The sequence below is a fragment of the Stenotrophomonas sp. 01N47 genome (assembly GCF_056399165.1).
In genome coordinates, this window is the sequence record NZ_JBFTQU010000007.1 from 156,721 (window position 1) to 174,710 (window position 17,990).

9 protein-coding genes and 3 tRNA genes are annotated in these 17,990 nt (G+C 66.6%); 6 read left to right on the forward strand and 6 right to left on the reverse strand.

The features are described 5' to 3' along the window. Positions 1-540: 540 nt before the first annotated feature. The 6 genes from AC1DKR_RS15340 to AC1DKR_RS15365 all read right to left on the reverse strand — a co-directional run bounded on the left by AC1DKR_RS15340 (position 541) and on the right by AC1DKR_RS15365 (position 14,927). Positions 541-3,801 (reverse strand): autotransporter outer membrane beta-barrel domain-containing protein, encoded by a 3,261-nt coding sequence (locus AC1DKR_RS15340; protein WP_478033433.1) that lies wholly within the window; start codon positions 3,799-3,801, stop codon positions 541-543. Between the two features lie 262 nt (positions 3,802-4,063). Beyond that, on the reverse strand, positions 4,064-4,705 hold the full coding sequence (locus AC1DKR_RS15345) for a response regulator transcription factor (protein ID WP_336024943.1): 642 nt from the start codon (positions 4,703-4,705) through the stop codon (positions 4,064-4,066). Next, the gene (locus AC1DKR_RS15350) at positions 4,702-7,905 is read right to left on the reverse strand and encodes a hybrid sensor histidine kinase/response regulator (protein ID WP_478033437.1); all 3,204 of its coding nucleotides are present in this window, start codon (positions 7,903-7,905) and stop codon (positions 4,702-4,704) included. Before AC1DKR_RS15350 ends, AC1DKR_RS15345 begins: the two co-directional genes overlap by 4 nt. A gap of 126 nt (positions 7,906-8,031) precedes the next feature. Continuing rightward, on the reverse strand, positions 8,032-9,249 hold the full coding sequence (locus AC1DKR_RS15355) for an EAL domain-containing response regulator (RefSeq protein WP_025879154.1): 1,218 nt from the start codon (positions 9,247-9,249) through the stop codon (positions 8,032-8,034). Next, positions 9,246-12,011, reverse strand: a complete 2,766-nt coding sequence (locus AC1DKR_RS15360) for a response regulator (RefSeq protein WP_312401738.1) — start codon at positions 12,009-12,011, stop codon at positions 9,246-9,248. The genes AC1DKR_RS15355 and AC1DKR_RS15360 overlap by 4 nt, the downstream gene beginning before the upstream one ends. 177 nt (positions 12,012-12,188) lie before the next feature. After that, positions 12,189-14,927, reverse strand: a complete 2,739-nt coding sequence (locus tag AC1DKR_RS15365) for a TonB-dependent receptor plug domain-containing protein (protein ID WP_478033440.1) — start codon at positions 14,925-14,927, stop codon at positions 12,189-12,191. A 170-nt stretch (positions 14,928-15,097) separates the two neighbouring features. Here AC1DKR_RS15365 and AC1DKR_RS15370 point away from each other — a divergent pair, with 170 nt between their 5' ends. From AC1DKR_RS15370 to AC1DKR_RS15395, 6 genes are all read left to right on the forward strand, one after another. Continuing rightward, a complete protein-coding gene (locus tag AC1DKR_RS15370; RefSeq protein WP_478033442.1) occupies positions 15,098-16,117 on the forward strand; it encodes a cyanophycinase in 1,020 nt (339 codons plus the stop codon). Positions 16,118-16,226: 109 nt separating this feature from the next. Continuing rightward, positions 16,227-17,237: an isoaspartyl peptidase/L-asparaginase family protein gene (locus tag AC1DKR_RS15375; protein ID WP_478033444.1), complete on the forward strand. Its 1,011-nt coding sequence runs from the start codon at positions 16,227-16,229 to the stop codon at positions 17,235-17,237. Between the two features lie 144 nt (positions 17,238-17,381). Beyond that, positions 17,382-17,467, forward strand: a tRNA-Tyr gene (locus AC1DKR_RS15380). A gap of 26 nt (positions 17,468-17,493) precedes the next feature. Further along, positions 17,494-17,567, forward strand: a tRNA-Gly gene (locus AC1DKR_RS15385). 48 nt (positions 17,568-17,615) lie between these two features. After that, positions 17,616-17,691 (forward strand) — tRNA-Thr (locus tag AC1DKR_RS15390). Between the two features lie 39 nt (positions 17,692-17,730). After that, positions 17,731-17,990: GTP-binding protein (locus tag AC1DKR_RS15395; RefSeq protein ID WP_478033446.1), on the forward strand; the 260-nt coding region annotated here is incomplete at its 3' end.

The window sequence follows — 17,990 nt, forward strand, 5'->3', positions numbered from 1 at the left end:
CGACGCAGCGCAGTGATTGCCCACAGGACCCCGCAATGCGGGGTCTTGTTGTATCGGGCGCCTGTCAGAACGGGCGCACGACGACTGTGGCATTGCACGTTTCCGCTGCGGAAGCGCCAGCCCACTGCTGCGGGTGGCAGTGGACAGAAATTCACCACGCGTTGAAACGCTTGGCCTGCATGGCTCGCGGCTACTTGTCCACATCAAACCCCCACGGCTTTCCACGTGGCGTGTGGAAAACCGATGAGGCCACTGGACAAAAAACAGCCACGCCTTGAAACGCTTGCGGCGTAATGTTCAAGGCGGGTTGTCCACATCAAGTTCGCATCGCTTTCCACCTGTCGTGTGGAAAACACACACCTGCCCGCATTCTGGGTAGGCTGGACAAAAAATGACCGGCGCTGAAAACGCTTGTCGTGCGTGGCTCATGGCCACTTGTCCACATCCAACCCCCATCGATTTCCACGCGTGGTGTGGAAAACAACAAGGGGTCCGACGACGCATCGCCGGACCCCTCGCTGGGATCACCCGTCGCAGCGCTTACCAGCGGTAAGAGACGCCCAGCTGGCCGCTGGTATCGCGGAAGCCCATGCCGCCGGTCTGGTGGCTGATCTCACCCCAGCCGCGCCAGCCACCCGACAGATTCACCTGCACGCCGGCCTTGGCTTCGTAGATGTCACGCGGCAACTGCCGGCGCAGGCGTTCTCCGTCTACGGCGATGGTCGCGTCGTTGCCACCGGACCACCAGTTCACCGCGACGAACGGCTGTACCTGCCCCTGGCGCTGCGTCAGCGAACGCGTGTACAGGCGCAGTCCCACACGCGTGGTGGTGCTGTCCTTGTCGCGTCCTTCAACCACCGTGCCGTTGGCCTCGACCACGCGGTCGGCGTCGTAGCGGCTGTGGATCACCTGCAGCTGTGGCTCCAGGTAGACACCGCGCTGGGCCGTGCGCTGCACGGGCAGCACATAGCCTGCCTCGGCCGAACCGGTCCAGCTGTGCGAACGATAGTGCTCCTTCTGCAGCCCTTCGCCCTGCACGCTGTTGCGGAAACGCCCGTACTGCAGCCAGCCGTCCACATACGCACCGTGCTCCATCCGCGCGTCCTGCAACCAGGTCGTATACAGGCCCAGGCTGGTGCCGTTGACCACACCGTGCGCGGTGTAACCGGTCACCTGCGAGCGACTGTCATTGCGTGCCCGGCCCTGGCCAGCCATCACACCTGCCTGCAGCTGGCCGCCGGCATTGGCTTCGAAGCGACGACCGACGCCCAGCAGTACGCTGTTGAGTTCGCTGTCCACATCCACCTGGTGGCCGCGGCTGCCGGGCGCGCTGCCGCGCACCTGTGCCCATGCAATGGCGTCGCTGCCACCGTCGGTCGCACCGGCAGGATCACCGCTGCGGTCGTACAGGCTGTGCCGGAACATGCCCAGCGCACTGCTCTGGTTGGCCATGTACACCGCCGGCTCCGGTCGCTCCACGCGCGGCGGGGTCGGCGGAAGCGGCGGATCGACCGGCGGGACCACCGGCGGATCGATCGGCGGAGTCGGCGGATCAATCGGCGGATCAATCGGCGGATCAATCGGTGGCTCCGGCGGGTCGGGCGGTTCCGGCGGATCGACCGGCGGTACGTATTCCGAGCGCAGGTACCAGTTGCCGTCGTTCGGCGTGGAGACGCCACCCTTGTACAGGAAGTAGTCGTAAGCGCCGGCCACCGCGCGTCCCTGCAGCGAGAACTGCGCATCGGACTGGCCGCCCACGCTGATCAGGCGGATGCCTTCGCTGGTCAGGGCGCCTGCGCCCCCTGCGTTGCGCACGCTGACGGAGGCGGTGCCACTGCTGTTGCCCTGGATCACCAACTGGTCACCCAGCGAGGCATCGTCGCCCAGCGCGCGGTTGAAAAGCCAGTGGCCATCGTTGCCGACATAGTCGCCGGTGACGGTCAGGGTCTTGAAGTCGTCGGTGGTGGGGGCGACGAAGGCGATGGTGCCGGCATGGTCCAGCGAACCGACGCTGGAACTGGAACGCACGTTCCATTGGCTGCTGCCGTCCATCGCCAGCTGCGCGACCTGGTAGCCCGAATCGTTGCGCAGCGCGCCGTTGAACACGGTGCCGTTGCGCAGCGTCATCTGCACGTTGGCGGTGGCGCTGTCGACCACGACGTCGCCAGTCAGGCGGCTGTTGTCGGCAGTGAACAGAATGTCTGCAGTGGCGACCGAGCTTCCGTCGGTGAACACCGTGTCACTCACCCGCAGCAGGCGGCCACCGTCGAGGTTGCCCTGCTGGCGCGCGATGACATCGGTGTTGTTGAGCGTCAGCTCGTGGTTGCTGCCCTGCAGCCACAGCGCGGGGCCGTCCTGGGTCTGCAGGGAGCTGTTGTTGAACACCAGACGGTCCCAGTACGGCCCGAACACGGTGATGTAGGAGCGATAGGCACCCGAATTCGTGCCCTGCGCATGGATGCTCAAGTTGTCGGCGGTGAGCTTGGCCGTGTTCATCTGCACGATGCCGAACGAGGATGCACCCAGTGTGGTTATCGAGCCTCCGTCCAGCTGCGCATCGGCCGTGCTGCCGCCAAGGAAGACGCCGCCACCGCCGGTGCCATGGGTGGTGATGTCCAGGTTCTTGGCGCGGATGCGCGAGTAGGGCGTCGGCGGATTGCTGCCCGAGGCACGCAGGCCGTAGACACCATCGCCGTGGGTATCGATGCTGCCGCCGGTGATCGTGGCAGTACCACCCCAGACGTCCACGCCATGGCCGTAGCCGTTGTCGCCATAGGTGCTGAGCGTGGTATCGGTGAGGTCGGCCAGCGAGTCCGCGCCGGACAACCAGATGCCGGAATAGCCGTCGCGCACGGTGAAGTGGGCACCGTTGGTGGTCAGCTTGGCCCAGCTGTTGACGTTGACGCCGTAGCCGCCGACGGTCTCGAAACGGCCGCCGGTGATATCGGCGGTGGAGTACACGCGGTTGCCCCTGTTGCCGAGCAGGCGGATGCTGCTGCCGCTGCTGCTGGCACTGCCGCCCACGATCTGCAGCGTGCCACCGTTGTCGATGTCGAAGTAGCCGTTGACCACGTCCACGTCGCGCAGCGACAGCACGCTGCCGCTGCCGCCGGAGGACAGACGGCCGCTGTAGCCGCTGCTGGCTTCGTCGAAGGTCATCTTCAGCGATTCCAGCGACAGCAGCGCGCCACCCTCGGCGTACACTGCGCTGTTGGCACCGTTGTTGATCTCCGTACCGGTCACGTGCAGTTCGCTGCCACGCCCAGTGGAGTACAGAGCGTGCCCGCCGCTGCTGACACGGCCACCGTTCAACCACACCTTGCCGCCACCGGTGGCATTGACCGTCCCGTAGCCGGAGCCATTGCGGAAGGCATTGATGACCAGGTTGTTGGCGCGGATCACGCTGCCCGCACCGCTGGCGTTCAGCGCATAGCCGACGGTGGTGCTGCCGCTGCCGCTGCCGACCTGCAGGATGCCGCCCTCGAGCAGGACGCTGCCACCGGCGCTGGCAAGGATTCCGCTGCCTCCTCCGGTGCTCGAGATCCAGCTGCCGTTGACCGTAATGCTGCTGCCGACACCATTGGCCTCCAGCGCGTAGCCGCCTGCACTGTGCTGCAGGGTGTCGTCGGCCCCCAGCTGCAGGCTGCCACCATCGGTAACCTTCAACGGCCCCTGCAGTTCGGCCGCATGCACGGGCAGGGCGGCCCACAAGGCGCTGGCCAGCAGGCTGGGAATCAAGGGAAGGCGCGCCACGCGCGCGCAGGCGGGCGCACGGCGGCGCCGTGGGGGAGAGGCGTTCATGCTGTTGGATTCCTGTGGCAGGGCGCAGCGCGGCTGCGCGATCTGGCGCGGCAGGGCCGCGTCGCTGTGGAAACCGCGTGCGATGGCCGCTGCAGGCGCCATCCGGTTTCCCTCCCGCCGGTAACGCGATGACGATGGGACGTCGTCACCGTGGCGGGATGCATCCAGACTAGAAATCAGCCCTGTCCTATGGAATCAGGCGTTTCCTAAAGCACTTCGTGCCCGGCGCATGGGCCGGGCACGGTTCAGCGTTGTGGACGCCTCAGGCGAACAACGAGGCCTGCAGGCAGTACTCGATCAGCGCCTGGTCGCTGTCCACGCCCAGTTTGCGCATCGCGCTGATCTTCTGGGTGCTGACCGTCTTCGCGCTGCGCTGCAGTTGGCGGGCGATGTCGCCCACGCTCATGCCGCCGGTGAACAGGCGGATCACTTCCAGTTCCCGTGGGGAAAGGCGTGCCAGCACCACCGCGGCATCGGCCGGTTCCGCCGCGGCAACCGGCATCAGTCCGGGCGGGCGATAGATGCGGTCGGCCAGCACCGTGCGCAGCGCCTGCACCAGGCTGCCCAGGCCGTGGCTCTTGAGCACCACGCCGCCCGCGCCAGCGGCATACATGGCTGCCACCAGCGAAGGGTTGGAGACCATCGTCAATACCAGTACATGCGTGTCCGGGAAGCTGCGGCGAAGGAAGGAGATCAGCTTGATGCCATCGCCGAAGCTGTCACCACCGGGCATGCTGTAATCGGTGATCACCGCATGGGGCCGGGTGCTCGTCATCAGCTCGATCAGGGTCGCCGGATCGGCGGCCTCGCCGACCACGTCCAGGTCCAGTTCGCCGGCCAGGACATCGCGGATGCCGGCAAGCACGATCGGGTGGTCGTCAGCGATGAGGATGCGGGTGGTCATGGCAGTGTCGGGTTGCGGGAAGGTGAGGGGGCGGCGATGTGCGTCAATGGTTCCAGCAGCCGCTGCAGGCGCCGTTGGAAGTGGTCGAGCGCCCCGGCCAGTGCAGGCAGCGTGTCGCCGTCGCCGATCTGTTGTTCGATCTGCTGGCCGTGTGCCACCAGTGCCGGTGCGCCGACGATCACCAGTGCGCCGCGGATGCGGTGCAGCACCTGTGCCACGCGTTCGGGCGAGGCATCGCCGATCGCCCGCTGCAGGCTGTCCAGGTCGGTCTGCATGGTCTGCACGAACAACGCCTGCATCTTTTCCGGAACCTGCAGCGGAGCATCGGCATCGTCGTCGCTGGGTTCGCTGTGCGGCCCGGCCGCAACCTGGGTCAGCAGGCGCTGCAGTGCTGCCAGGGTGATCGGCTTGACCAACACCCCCTGCATCCCTGCCTCGTGGCAGCGTTGCCGTTCGGCCGGGTCGGCGTTGGCGGTTGCGCCATGGATCGGTACGCCAACCCCACGCGCGCGCAATGCACGGGCCAGACCGTAACCGTCCAGTCCCGGCATGTTGAGGTCGGTCAACACCAAGGCAAAAGGACGCTGCGGCCAATAGCGCAGGGCCTCATTGCCGTCGCTGGCGACCACAGCGTGGCAGCCGAGCTGCTCCAGCTGGTCACGCAGGATCGCCTGGTTGATCGGGTTGTCTTCGGCGACCAGTACCTGCAGCCCACCGAACCTGCGTGTCGCGGGCAGACGCCCGTTGACCTCGGCGGGCAGTGCCCGCCCTGCCGCAGCCGCCAGCGCCATCACGATCGCATCCAGGCGATGCACGCCGACCTGCCAATGTCCCTGCACCTGTTGCGGCTGCATTCCGCCTTCGCGGCAGGCCACCACCTGCGGTCCACTCCACGCAGGCACACCCTCGTCCAGCACAAGGTCGAGCATCACCGTGCCAGGGTCGGCAAGCGCCGGCGCATCGTCGCGGTGCACGCTGGCCTGTGCGCCACGCTGCTGCAGCCGATCGCATATCGATTGTGCAAGCTCGCGAACGCTGCCGCGAACCTGCACCGGTAGCCCTGCCGGCAACTGCGGTGAGGCCGCCTGCAGCGGATCGGGTACTGCCTCAGGCAGCGGCAGTTCGACCGAGAAACTGCTGCCCAGGCCGCTTTCGCTGACCACCCGCAGGTGGCCGTCCATCATCGCGGTCAGGTGTGCACAGATCGCCAGGCCCAGTCCGGTGCCACGCATGGCATCGGTGCCCGGGTTGGCCTGGAAGAACGGTTCGAACAGATGTGCCTGGTGCTCGCTGGCGATGCCGATGCCGGTATCGGCCACCTGCCAGCGCAGCCAGCAGCGATCATCGACGTGCTGTGCACCCAGGCGTACCACGACCCGACCGCTGTCGGTGAACTTCAGCGCATTGCTGATCAGGTTGTTGAGGATCTGGCGGATGCGCGCGGCATCACCGTTGACCGCAGCCGGCACGTCCGGGTCGATGCAGGCGTAGAACTGAAGGCCCTTGTGTGCGGCGGCAGCGGCGTAGGAGTCCAGTGCGTCTTCGGTCAACCGCACCGGATCGAACGCGCCGGGTTCCAGGCTCAGCTGGTCGGCCTCGGCCTTGCTGACATCCAGAATGTCGCTGATCAGCTGCATCAATGTCGATGACGAGCGCTGGATCGTGTCCAGGTAGTCCTGCTGGCGCGCATCCAGCGGGGTCAGGCCAAGCAGTTCCAGCGTGCCGAGCACACCGTACAGCGGGGTGCGTATCTCATGGCTCATGGTGGCCAGGAACTGGCTCTTGGCGCGGTTGGCCTGGTCGGCCGCACGCCGTGCCTGCTGCTGCACCTGCTCGGCCTCGTGCTGGCTGCTGAGGTCGATGAACAGGCACAGCACAGCGGGTTCGCCGCGATAGCGCGCGGGCGTGGCGGTGATCAGCAGGTGGCGGTTGTCCGGCGTGGTGTAGGCCAGGCCGTCGCCCGTGGCGGTGCCGCCGGCGGCGAGCACGCTGCGTCGCCAGGGCCCGTGCCAGCCACCCTCGTCGTGGTCTTCCCCCAACCACTGACGCGCCAGCGCGTTGTCCAGCAGCACGCGGCCATCGGTGCGACGCAGCAGGCACAATCCGATCGGTGCGTTGTCGAGGATGGTACGGCTGAAGGCTTCGCTTTCCAGCAACCGCGCATGGTTGCGGCGCAGTGGTTCGATCACCGAACGCCGGTAGGCACGCAGGATCAGCACGCCACCGGTGGCCAGCAGCAGTGCCACCACCATGCTGCCCAGCAGGGGCCCGCGCGGGTGCTGGAACACCTGTTGCCAGCCCACGTGATACACCGCCAGCCAGCCGTGTTCGCTGCGCATGCGGAACAGCAGGCCGTCCAGTCCCGCGCGCCAGGACGTAGCGGCGCGGCTGGCATCGCTGGCATCACCGAGCAGCAGGCGGCCGTTGCCATCGAACAGTGACATCCGTTCGAACACCGGCGTACCCATCACCTGGCGGTAGTCATCGACGCGGCCGGGATCCAGCAGGCAGGCCACGGCGGCCAGTGACTCGTCCTCGTTCTCGCCCCACAGGCGGGCATCCTGCGGTGCGTGCGCGATGGCAAGCAGCCGGGTCTGGCCTTCGCGCCAGGCCACCGGTGTCCAGACCACGCTGCCGCGGCGCAGCGCTGGACGTTCGCGCAGGACCTGGTGGATGGCGGCCAGTGCCGGATGCAGGTGATGCGGGCTGCTTTGGCCCGGATCACCACGCGTTGTCTGGATCGGCGCAAGCAGGCCACGGCGGCCCTGGCCATCGACCAGCAGGCATTGCGGAGGCGGAAACCGGGAGGCCGACCAGAAGGCGCCATAGAAACGCAGGAAGCGGTCGCCCAGTTCGTCCGCTGCCTGTGCCGAAGCGCCGCTGTCGGCACCGATCCGGGCGAAACCGGCGAACAAGGGGCTGGGCGGCGCACGCGAGGCAGATTCGTCCACTGGCTGCCCGCGACTGCCCACGTCATGCAGGCGCCATTGCCGCAGGAAGCGGTCCTGTTCCTGCAGCGTGCCGTCCAGGCGACGGAAGTGATAGCGGATCTTGCTCTGTTCTTCGTTGAACAGCTGGCTGCCGGTGGACAGCAGCAGGCCGGCCTGCAGGGTTGCCAGCACCACCACGCCAATCAGCAGGGCATGTACGCGCAGGGAGCGGCGGGCGAGTCGGCGTACGGGAGCGGCCTCGGCCGGCATGGGCAGGTCTCGGAGCAGTAGGCGGTCGATGGCGGCCCGAAGGGCCCGGGGCACGGCCGGTACCGCCGCGCAGAGAGGATCGTCAATGACTCTTGATGGGATTGTGAAGCCTTTCAGCCTCGACTGTCAGCGCGATGCTGCACGGCTGCCGCGCGCGCCCTCATCCGGAGCATCTTCGTCCAGCAGTCGGGTGAAGTCGTCCGAGGGCAGCGCCTGCGAAATCAGGAAGCCCTGCACCTGGTTGCAGCCGAGCTGGCGCAGCGCGGCCAGATCGGCATCGCTCTCCACGCCTTCGGCAACGATGGTCAGGCCGAGCTGGTTGGCCAGCGCGATCACGGTGGTCAAGGTCAGGTGCAGGGCGGGATCACGCGCGCAGCCGCTGACCAGCGCACGATCGATCTTGACCTCGGTGAAGGGGGTGTTGACCAGGTTGTGCACCGAGCTCAGGCCTTGGCCGAAGTCGTCCTGGGCCAGGCCGAACCCCTTCATCCGCAACCGGCACGCACCTGCATAGAAGTCGCTGACGTGGCGGGTGGTGCTGTTCTCCATCAGTTCGAAGCACAGGTCAGCCGGGTTGCCACCGGCGGCCAGGGTCAATGCCAGCAGCTCATCGGGAAGATCGGACTGCTCCAGCAGATGCGGCGGCAGGTTGATCGATACCGGCACGCGGAATCCCTGGGAGCGCCAGCGCGCCTGCGCCTGGATGCTGGCGGTGAGCATCGCGCGCAGCAGTTCGCCCTCCAGGCCATGACGGCACAGTGCCGGCAGGAAGCTTCCAGGCGCCAGTGTTCCGAGCTGCGGATGGCGCCAGCGCACCAGTGCTTCGGCGGCAACCACGCGCCCGGACTGCAACGACTTCTTCGGCTGGAACCAGGCGGTCAGGCTGCCGTCGGCAAGTGCCTGCCGCAGCTGCACCGCGTCCGGCTCGGGAGTCAGTGCAGCCGGGCTGGTGCGCACGGCTGGCCGGGTCTGCGCCAGTGCATCGAGCAGCGCATCCACATCGCTGGCGGCGACCGGCTTGGCCAACAGCCCGACCACGTCCAGGCCCAGTGATTCAGCCATCAACCGTGCCGAACTCATCATCCGCCGCGAGGCTGCGCTGACCACGGCAAGCCGCGGCGGACGCGGCTGCGCGGCCAGTGCCTGGATGAACTGGATGCCATCCTGGCCGGGCATCAACAGATCGCTCACCACCAGGTCATAGGCCTGGCAGGCACACAGGGCGATAGCCGCATCGACGTCTTCGCAGGCGTCGACCTGCACGCCGGCGCGCGCGCTGAACAGATTGACGAGATAGCCGCGTTGGAACGGCTGGTCTTCCAGGATCAGGACACGGCGGGTCATGCGGGATCTCCTTGGCGAACGGCGGAAAGCGCCTGACGCAGGCGTGCGATGTCGATGGGTTTGCTCAGATAGCCCTGCATGCCACTGGCCAGGCATCGCTCGCGCTCCTCGGCGGTAGCGTTGGCGGTGGCGCCGATCACCGGCAGCAGAACGCCTTCCGCCCGCAGCCGGCGCGCCAGGGTGTGGCCGTCCATGCGCGGCATGTTGATGTCGGTGACCACCAGGTCGAAGTCATGGGTCTGGCACAGCTGCAACGCCTCGACACCATCCTGCGCAAGCTCCACCTCGCAGCCCAGGGCCTGCAGCTGTTCGGCCAGGATCACCCGGTTGATGGGATTGTCTTCCACGGCCAACACCCGCAGTCCCAGCGGGCCTGGCTGCACATCGCGCGCTGCGGTCGGCAACGTTGCGCATTGGCGCTGCTGGCGTGCCACCGCCAGGGCGATCGAGGACATGCCATGCAGGGTGACCAGCAGCGCGCCATCGGCGGCAGGTGCCGGTTGGTCGCCACCATCGATCGACGCCAACACCCGCGGTCCCTGCCAGGCCAACGGCTGTTCCGCCTCGCCATCCATCAGGATCGCGCCGGCGTGGTCGAGCAGGGCAGGATCGCCCTGCAGGGGCTGCGCATTGGCACCCCAGCGGCGCAGCCAGCCACAGGCACTGTCGACCAGCTCGCGATCGCGGCCTCGCACGTACACCGGCGGTTCGGCCAGCAATGCGGGGCCATCCTCGGTCGCGGCCAGCACCGGCAAGGGAAGGCGCACGGTGAAACTGCTGCCCAGTCCCGGTTCGCTGACCACGCGCAGTTCGCCACTCATCAACCGCACCAGTCGGTCGCTGATCGACAGGCCCAGCCCGGTGCCCTGCGCGCTGGCAGCGCCACGGACCTGACGGAAGGGCTCGAACAGGCGTGCCTGTTCCTCGGTGGCAATGCCCACACCGGTATCGGTGACCTGCCAGGCCAGCACGCTCGACTCGCCTTCGCGCTGCACCAGTCGTACGCGCAGCACCACCCGGCCATGCTCGGTGAACTTGATGGCATTGCTAAGCAGGTTGCCGAGCACCTGGCGGATCCGGTCGGCATCACCGAGCACCCGTGTCGGCAACCGGGGATCGGTGCAGACCAGTACCTGCAGGCCCTTGCGCGTCGCCGCAGCGGCGAAGCTTCGCAGCACGCTCTCGGTCAGCTCGCGCGGCGAGAACGATGCCGGCTCCAGGCTCAGCTGGCCCGATTCGATCTTGGACACGTCCAGCACGTCGCTGATCAGTTGCAACAGCACCGACGAGGAACTCTCGATGGTGCGCAGGTACTGCGACTGGCGCGCATCCAAGGGCGTGCGCCCGAGCAGCTCCAGCGTGCCAAGCACCCCGTACAGCGGCGTGCGGATCTCATGGCTCATGGTCGCCAGGAACGCGCTCTTGGCCTGGTTGGCGGCGTCGGCCGCCTGCCGCGCCGAGGACAGCGCCGCCTGCGCCTGGCGATGGCGTGAGATGTCATGGAACACGCACAGCAGCACGTCGTCATCCTGGTAACGGCAGGCCGCATGCAGTACCTGCAGCTGGCGACCGTCGCGTGCGGTGAACTCCAGCCCGCGACCGCGTTCGCCGGCGTGCCCGCGCCACGGTGCCTGCCAATCGCTGTCCGTCCCTTCCTCGCCCAGCCAGTCGCGCAGCAGCTGGTTGGACAGCAGCAGCTGGCGGTCGCTGCGGCGCAGGACACAGATGCCGACCGGCGCCAGGTCGATCACCGTGGAACTGAAATCCAGGCTTTCCAGCAGGCGCCGGTGCTGCAGCAGGGCCGGCTGGATCAACTGGCGGTCGACGCGATGCCGCAGCAGGCGCAGCGCGATGCCCGCCAGCAGCAGCAACGCACTGCTGATCAGCAGCGAGGTCGCCATGTCGCCGAGCAGCAGGCGTGGAGGCAGGTGATAGACCAGCCGCCAGCCGTCATTGCCTACGCCCTTCACCAAGGCCACGCCGCGTGGCAGGCCTGTGCTCCAGAGCACGCCGAAACTGTCGTCCTGGCGCTGCTGCAGTGCTTTCCAGCCTGCGCTGTCCAGGCGCGGAGCCAGGCTCGACAGGGCGGGCTGCCCGTCGCGGTCCAGCAGGGCGTAGCCGCCGATGCCTTGGCCATCGATCATGTCCGAGGCGGCCGCACTGTCCAGCAGCAGCATCAACCACTGGCCCGGCTGCGGTCCGGCCTGTACCGGTTGTGCCAAGGCGACCCCGGCGTCGCCCGCGCGCAGCCAGTACACCGGATCGGTACCGGCAGGCGTGCCGCTGCGCTGCTGCAGTACGTGCAGCGTGGGCAGGCCGGCGATGTCCACGTCGGCCTGACCGCCGGCCAGCCAATGCGTTCCCTGCGCGTCGACCAGCAGCAGATGGGTCTGCAGGGTCTGCAGCGTGTGTTCTGCGCGCGGCGACAGCAGCAGGCGCTGGCCCGGCTTTCCGCCCGGCCCGTCCAACGGCAGCTGGCGTACGCCCTCGCTGGACGGCGCCGACGGATCACCCACCACCACCGAATCGCCCAGATAGCGCAGCAGGGCCTCACGCTGGTCGAAGTAGATCTGCGCCCTGTACGCGGCGGCATTCATGTCGCGGCGGTGGCTGGAGATATCTTCGGTCAACGCGGTCAGCAGGTAGAAGCCGGTGGCGGCAGCCAGGCACAGGAACACGCACACCGTCAGCCAGCGCAGCAGCACCGAGGCGGTGGTCGGCGGTGCGACCAGGGGCAGGGAAGGGCGAGGGAATCGGAACATGCACCGATCCTAGGGAGGACGGTCACCCGCCCGGAATCAGCCATGTCCTAAAAAGCGGCGCGCCCGCCGTGGAGGCCGCCGCCGGCGGGGAACCGTTCAGGCTGGGGCAGCGGCAGGCGGTCAAAAAAAGACCCCCGCCGAAGCGGGGGTCTGTGGCGAGCCACCAGCAGGGCGTCCTTACAGCGCGCTGCCGCCGAACTTGTGGGTGTACTGCAGGTTGATGGTACGGCCGACGCTGTCGAACCAGGACACGTCGTAGTACGGGTACGCCGTATAGGTCTTGTCCTTCGGCGGCATCTTGTTGAACACATTGACCACCGACAGCGACAACCGCGAGTGATCGTCGAAGCGGTACTGCAGCGAAGCGTTGTAGCGGTAGGTCGCCTTGATCCACGGGCTGTCGCCGCTTTCCTCGTCGAACACCTGGTCGTAGCTGTCCGAGGTCGGCAGCTTGCCCAGGCGCGAGCCGTACACGGTGGCCGACCAGGCGTCCTTTTCCCAGGTCACGCTGACGCTGGTCTTGGTGCGCGGAATATCGAAGCCGCTGTTGATCGCGAACTGGTCTTCGGTCACATCGCCGGCATAGCGCTGGAAGTCATGCTTCTTCACCCAGGTGTGGGTGCCATTGAAGATGAAGTCGCCGATGCCGGTCTGCAGGCGGTAGCGCAGGCCGACGTCGATGCCAGAGGTGGACTCGCGCGCCACGTTGATCGGATTGACGTGCACACCGTACAGACGGCCGTCGGCGGTGCGGGTGATGCGGGCCAGGGCATCCACGCAGGTCGGCGAGCCGATGTCGGCGCTGCCCAGCCGGCAGTTCGCTTCGCTGGCCAGGATCGTACGCACGTCCATGTCCTGAACCTGGTCGCGCATGTCGATGTTGAACCAGTCTGCTGACACGTCCAGGCCGGCGGCCGGCGACCACACGAAACCCGCGCTCCAGGAGGTGCTGGTTTCCGGTTCCAGCTCGCGGTTGCCACTGCGGCTGCGGATCACGTTGCGCTCGTAATCGGCGCAATCATCGGCGGCGTCGGCGCGGCAGTTGTACAGATCTTCCGCGCTGGTCTCGTCGTTGCCCGGGCCGGCGAACACATAGTGCAGGTCCGGCGCACGGAACGCGGTGCCGTACGAGCCGCGCACCAGCAGCGTGTCGATCGGGCGCCATTCCAGGCCGCCGCTCCAGGTCGCCTTGCCGATGGTGTGGCCCGAATAGCGGTACTGGTCGTAACGGCCGGCCACGCTCAGGTTGACCGTTTCATGCAGCGGCATGCGCAGCTCGGCGGCAGTCGCCCAGCGGTTGCGCGACCCCTTGCCGTCCGAATCCTTCCAGCTGTAGTAGTAATAGCCGGTCGCCAGCGGGTCCGGGTTGAGCGCGTAGGCCTGCTGGCCCACTTCCACCGTCGCGGCAAAGCCGGCATCGCCACCGGGCAGGGTGAACAGCGCGCCATTGGTCAGGGTCAACGCTGCCGTCTCGGTGCGCGACTTCGGCGTATAGGTGGTGCGTGCGGCGATCGAATCGTACTCGGCACGGGTCAGCGGCCGGTACAGGCGCGACGGATCGGCGTTGTAGATCGGGAAGCCGTCATCGTCCTCGCCCAGCTGCGGGCCCAGGAACAGGTCATTGGCCTTGGATGCGATGATCTGCGCCCAGCTGATCCGCGACTGGTACTGCGAATGGCTCAGCGCCGCCTCGTAGTCCCAGTTGCCGGTCAGGTTGCCCTTGAAGCCGGTGGTCACGCTGAAGGTCTTCTGCGTGCTGCGCACCGTCGCATTGTCCAGCCCGCCCATTTCCTCGGGCGAGAACTGGCGCTGCCAGAACTCGATCTCGCCGGTCGCTTCATTGTTGAAGTAACCCGACTCATCGCCGTCGGCGGCCATGCGGCCCCACTTGGTGACATCGCGCATCAGCGACATCGTGTGGTAGCCCAGCTGCACGTCGGCGAACCACTGCTGGCCGTTGTCGAAGTCGTAGCTGAGCGAGGCATAGCCGTTGGCGCCGCGGCGCTTGCTGAGGATGGTGCCGTAGGCGATAGAGCTGTCGCTGCCGCAGTAATAGCCATACCTCGGACGGAACGCGCGGTAGGTGCTGCCCTTGTTCTGTCCCGCCAGCACGTCGCAGGTCGCCGCACCCGGATCCAGGTAATCGTCGTTGTAGTCGGTGCGCAGGTACGCGCGGCGGGCAATGCGCGCGCCTTCGGTCGGGCCGTCCTGGGTCGAGTCCTGGATGTCGCGGTCGTAGGCCCACAGCGGCGTCTGCGACTGCAGTTCGACGCTGTACACCGCGTTGAAGTTGCCGCTGCTGAAGCCGCTGGCCAGGCTCATGTCGAACGACTCACCACCGCCTTCGGTAGTGGTGCCCATGCGCATGTCGATGGTGGTGCCATCGGCCTTCTTCTTCAGGATGAAATTGACCACGCCGGCAATCGCATCCGAGCCGTAGATGGCCGACGCACTGCCGGTCAGCACTTCAATGCGGTCGATCATGCCCAGCGGAATGTTGGACACATCGGTGAAGTTGCTGCGGCCCTTGAACGGCATCGGGAAGTCGGCGATGCGGCGGCCGTTGACCAGCACCAGCGTGTGGTTCGGGCCCAGCCCACGCAGGTCGACCTGCTGCGCGCCCGGCGAGAAGTCGGCACCCCCCGAGGACTGCTGGCTCTGCGTCTCACCGCCGTTCTGGGTCATCGCGCGCAGCACGTCCGGCACAGTGGTGAAGCCGCTGGAGCGGATCTGCTCTGCGTTGATGACGGTGATCGGCGCCGGTCCTTCCACCTGGGCGCGCGGGATGCGCGAGCCGGTCACCTGCACCGCATCCAGCTGTTGTACCGAAGAGGAAGCGGGAGTCTGTGCCGCCGCCGAAGCAGCAACGCCCATCAACGCCAGCTGGATCGACCACGCCATCGCCTGTCTACGCATGAGAAATTCTCGGAAGTAATGCCGGCCCACAGAGGAGGGGCCCTGTCCCCCATTCACATTTCAGCAATGGGCGCGCGCATTTAACGCCTTTTTTATGTCCTTGACTACTGGGGATATGTCTGGCAAAGAGTGAAAACGGTTGCAGGTCGTTTTTGTTCAGGGAGATCAAGATGCGACGCCTTCGCTACGGGCTGCGTGGCCCGCTCATCGCCCTGCTGCTGTCGGCGCTCTGCTGGTCATCGCCGGCGACAGCACAGGAACTGATGGACCCGGGCTTCGCCTACTACGAAGTGGGCGATCTGGATGCGCCGCGGCCCGGGCCGCGAGCCCCCGCGATGATGCTGATGGGTGGCGGCGAATGGGTGCCTGAAGCCTTCCAGTGGTGGCTGCGCCAAGCCGGCAATGGCCGTGTGCTGATCCTGCGCGCCTCCGGCACGGATGAGTTGCAGGACCGTCTGTACCGGGAGATTGGTGGCGCCACCGCCGTGCAGACCCTGGTGTTCGACAACCGCCGCGGCGCCGATGACCCGGCCGTACTGCGGGTCGTGGCTGCGGCCGATGCGATCTTCATCGCCGGCGGCGATCAGTCCCGCTACATCCGCTTCTGGAAGGGCACCGCACTCAATCGCGCACTGAATGCGCACGTGCGCGCCGGCAAGCCGATTGCCGGCACCAGCGCCGGGCTGGCCATCCTCGGCGGCTACGCCTATGGCGCGCTGGACGGCGGCAGCATCGATTCGGCCAGCGCCATGGCCGATCCGATGGGCGAGGCCGTCACCCTGGATCGCGGCTTCCTGCAGTTGCCCTATCTGCAGCGGGTGGTCACCGACACCCACTTCGACAAGCGCGACCGTCTCGGTCGCCTGATCGTGTTCGTGGCCCGCGCGGCGCATGACAGTGGTGACCCGGACATGGTCGGTATCGGCGTCGACGAAGACACGGCCCTGTGCGTGGAGCCTGATGGCCAGGCCCAGGTCTACAGTGCCGACGGCGAAGGCAAAGTCTGGGTGGTCAGCCCCGGACGCGATGCCGATCGGCTGGTGGAAGGTGAACCCCTGCGCTTCCATGCGGTACCGGTGACTGTGGTTGCCAGCGGCAGTCGCATGCGCCTGGATGACCTGCAGGCCGACGCGGCTTACGAGGCCTTGGCTGACATCAACGACGGCGAGATTGAGGTCGTCCGCCGGTAGTGCCGGCCGCTGGCCGGCCCCCCTGGATGCATCATTGGCAAGGCGTTGCCGGCCAGCGGCCGGCACTACCAGCACAGCCATTCCCTGAACTACCCTGGAGACGTACCCGATGAAACTGCGCCTGGCGTTGTCCGCGCTGTTGTCCCTGCCACTGCTGGCCCAGGCCGCACCCGCTGCATCACCGCTGCTGGTCATCCACGGCGGTGCCGGCGTGGAGCGCAAGGATCTCTCTCCGGCGGAAGAGCAGGCCGCGCGCGCTGCGCTGAAGGCTGCATTGCTGAAGGGCCATGCCGAACTTGCAGCCGGGCGTCCGGCATTGGCGGCGGTCACCGCGGCCATCACCGTGCTCGAGGACGATCCGACCTTCAACGCGGGCAAGGGCGCGGTGTTCACCCACGAAGGCCGCAATGAACTGGACGCCGCGGTGATGGACGGTGCCACCCAGGCAGCCGGCGCAGTGGCCGGCGTGCAGCGCGTGCGCAACCCGATCCTCCTCGCGCAGACGGTGATGCAGAAGTCCAGGCACGTGATGATGGTGGGGCAGGGCGCCGAAGCTTTCGCCACCGAACAGGGCGTGACCCTGGTCGACCCCTCCTACTTCCGCACCGACAAGCGTTGGCAGCAGCTGCAGCGTGCATTGAAGGAAGAAGCGAGTGGGCAGGCGCATGCCGACCTGGAAACCGCCAAGCACTTCGGCACGGTCGGTGCGGTGGCCCTGGATGCGCAGGGGCATCTTGCTGCGGGCACTTCCACCGGCGGCATGACCAACAAGCGCTATGGGCGTGTCGGCGATTCGCCGATCATCGGTGCCGGCACCTGGGCCGATGCGCGTTGTGCGGTATCGGGTACCGGTTGGGGCGAGTACTACATCCGCACCGCGGCAGCCCATGAGATCTGCGCGCGCATGCGCTACCTCGGTCAATCGCCGGAACAGGCGGGCAAGGGCGTGATCAACGACGCGATTCCGCAGATGGGCGGCGACGGCGGGGCGATCGTGCTCTCTGCAGATGGAAAAGCGGCAGCACCATTCAACACCCAGGGCATGTACCGGGGCTGGATCGGGGCCGATGGCGTTGCCCACGTGGCCATCTTTGCCGACGAGACAATCGCACTGCCCTGAGCAGACCCTTGCGTATCAAGGGGTTTGCGACGCGTGTGAAAAAAAGTGAAAAAAAGCGTTGACAGACCCCCGCTTCATCTCCAGAATTGCGGGCTCACCACCACACACCGCAACGCTTCGGCGGCACGGGACGGGGTGGTAAAAGGAGGGATACCCAAGCGGCCAACGGGGGCAGACTGTAAATCTGCTGGCTTACGCCTTCGGTGGTTCGAATCCACCTCCCTCCACCAGCTTCACGTTGTGGCACATTCCCGGTGCGGGAGTAGTTCAATGGTAGAACCTCAGCCTTCCAAGCTGATGGTGCGGGTTCGATCCCCGTCTCCCGCTCCATTGAGTGAACTTTGAATATTATCGAGTTCATGCCATAATGCAAAACTCGCTCACATAGCTCAGTCGGTAGAGCACTTCCTTGGTAAGGAAGAGGTCGAAGGTTCGATTCCTTTTGTGAGCACCATCTTCAGCACCACACCAGACGAATTCGAGATAAGCAGCCATGGCCAAGGGTAAGTTCGAGCGCACCAAGCCGCACGTCAACGTCGGCACCATCGGTCACGTCGACCACGGCAAGACCACGCTGACCGCCGCACTGACCAAGATCGGTGCAGAGCGCTTCGGTGGCGAGTTCAAGGATTACTCCGCGATCGACGCCGCGCCGGAAGAAAAGGCACGTGGCATCACGATCTCGACCGCGCACGTCGAATACGAATCCACCGTTCGTCACTACGCCCACGTCGATTGCCCGGGCCATGCTGA

Excerpts from the sequence above, each read along its gene's own strand:
- AC1DKR_RS15340 (WP_478033433.1), bottom strand. The coding sequence starts at position 3,801 with ATGAACGCCTCTCCCCCACGGCGCCGCCGTGCGCCCGCCTGCGCGCGC.
- AC1DKR_RS15345 (WP_336024943.1), bottom strand. The coding sequence starts at position 4,705 with ATGACCACCCGCATCCTCATCGCTGACGACCACCCGATCGTGCTTGCC.
- AC1DKR_RS15350 (WP_478033437.1), bottom strand. The coding sequence starts at position 7,905 with ATGCCGGCCGAGGCCGCTCCCGTACGCCGACTCGCCCGCCGCTCCCTG.
- AC1DKR_RS15355 (WP_025879154.1), bottom strand. The coding sequence starts at position 9,249 with ATGACCCGCCGTGTCCTGATCCTGGAAGACCAGCCGTTCCAACGCGGC.
- AC1DKR_RS15360 (WP_312401738.1), bottom strand. The coding sequence starts at position 12,011 with ATGTTCCGATTCCCTCGCCCTTCCCTGCCCCTGGTCGCACCGCCGACC.
- AC1DKR_RS15365 (WP_478033440.1), bottom strand. The coding sequence starts at position 14,927 with ATGCGTAGACAGGCGATGGCGTGGTCGATCCAGCTGGCGTTGATGGGC.
- AC1DKR_RS15370 (WP_478033442.1), top strand. The coding sequence starts at position 15,098 with ATGCGACGCCTTCGCTACGGGCTGCGTGGCCCGCTCATCGCCCTGCTG.
- AC1DKR_RS15375 (WP_478033444.1), top strand. The coding sequence starts at position 16,227 with ATGAAACTGCGCCTGGCGTTGTCCGCGCTGTTGTCCCTGCCACTGCTG.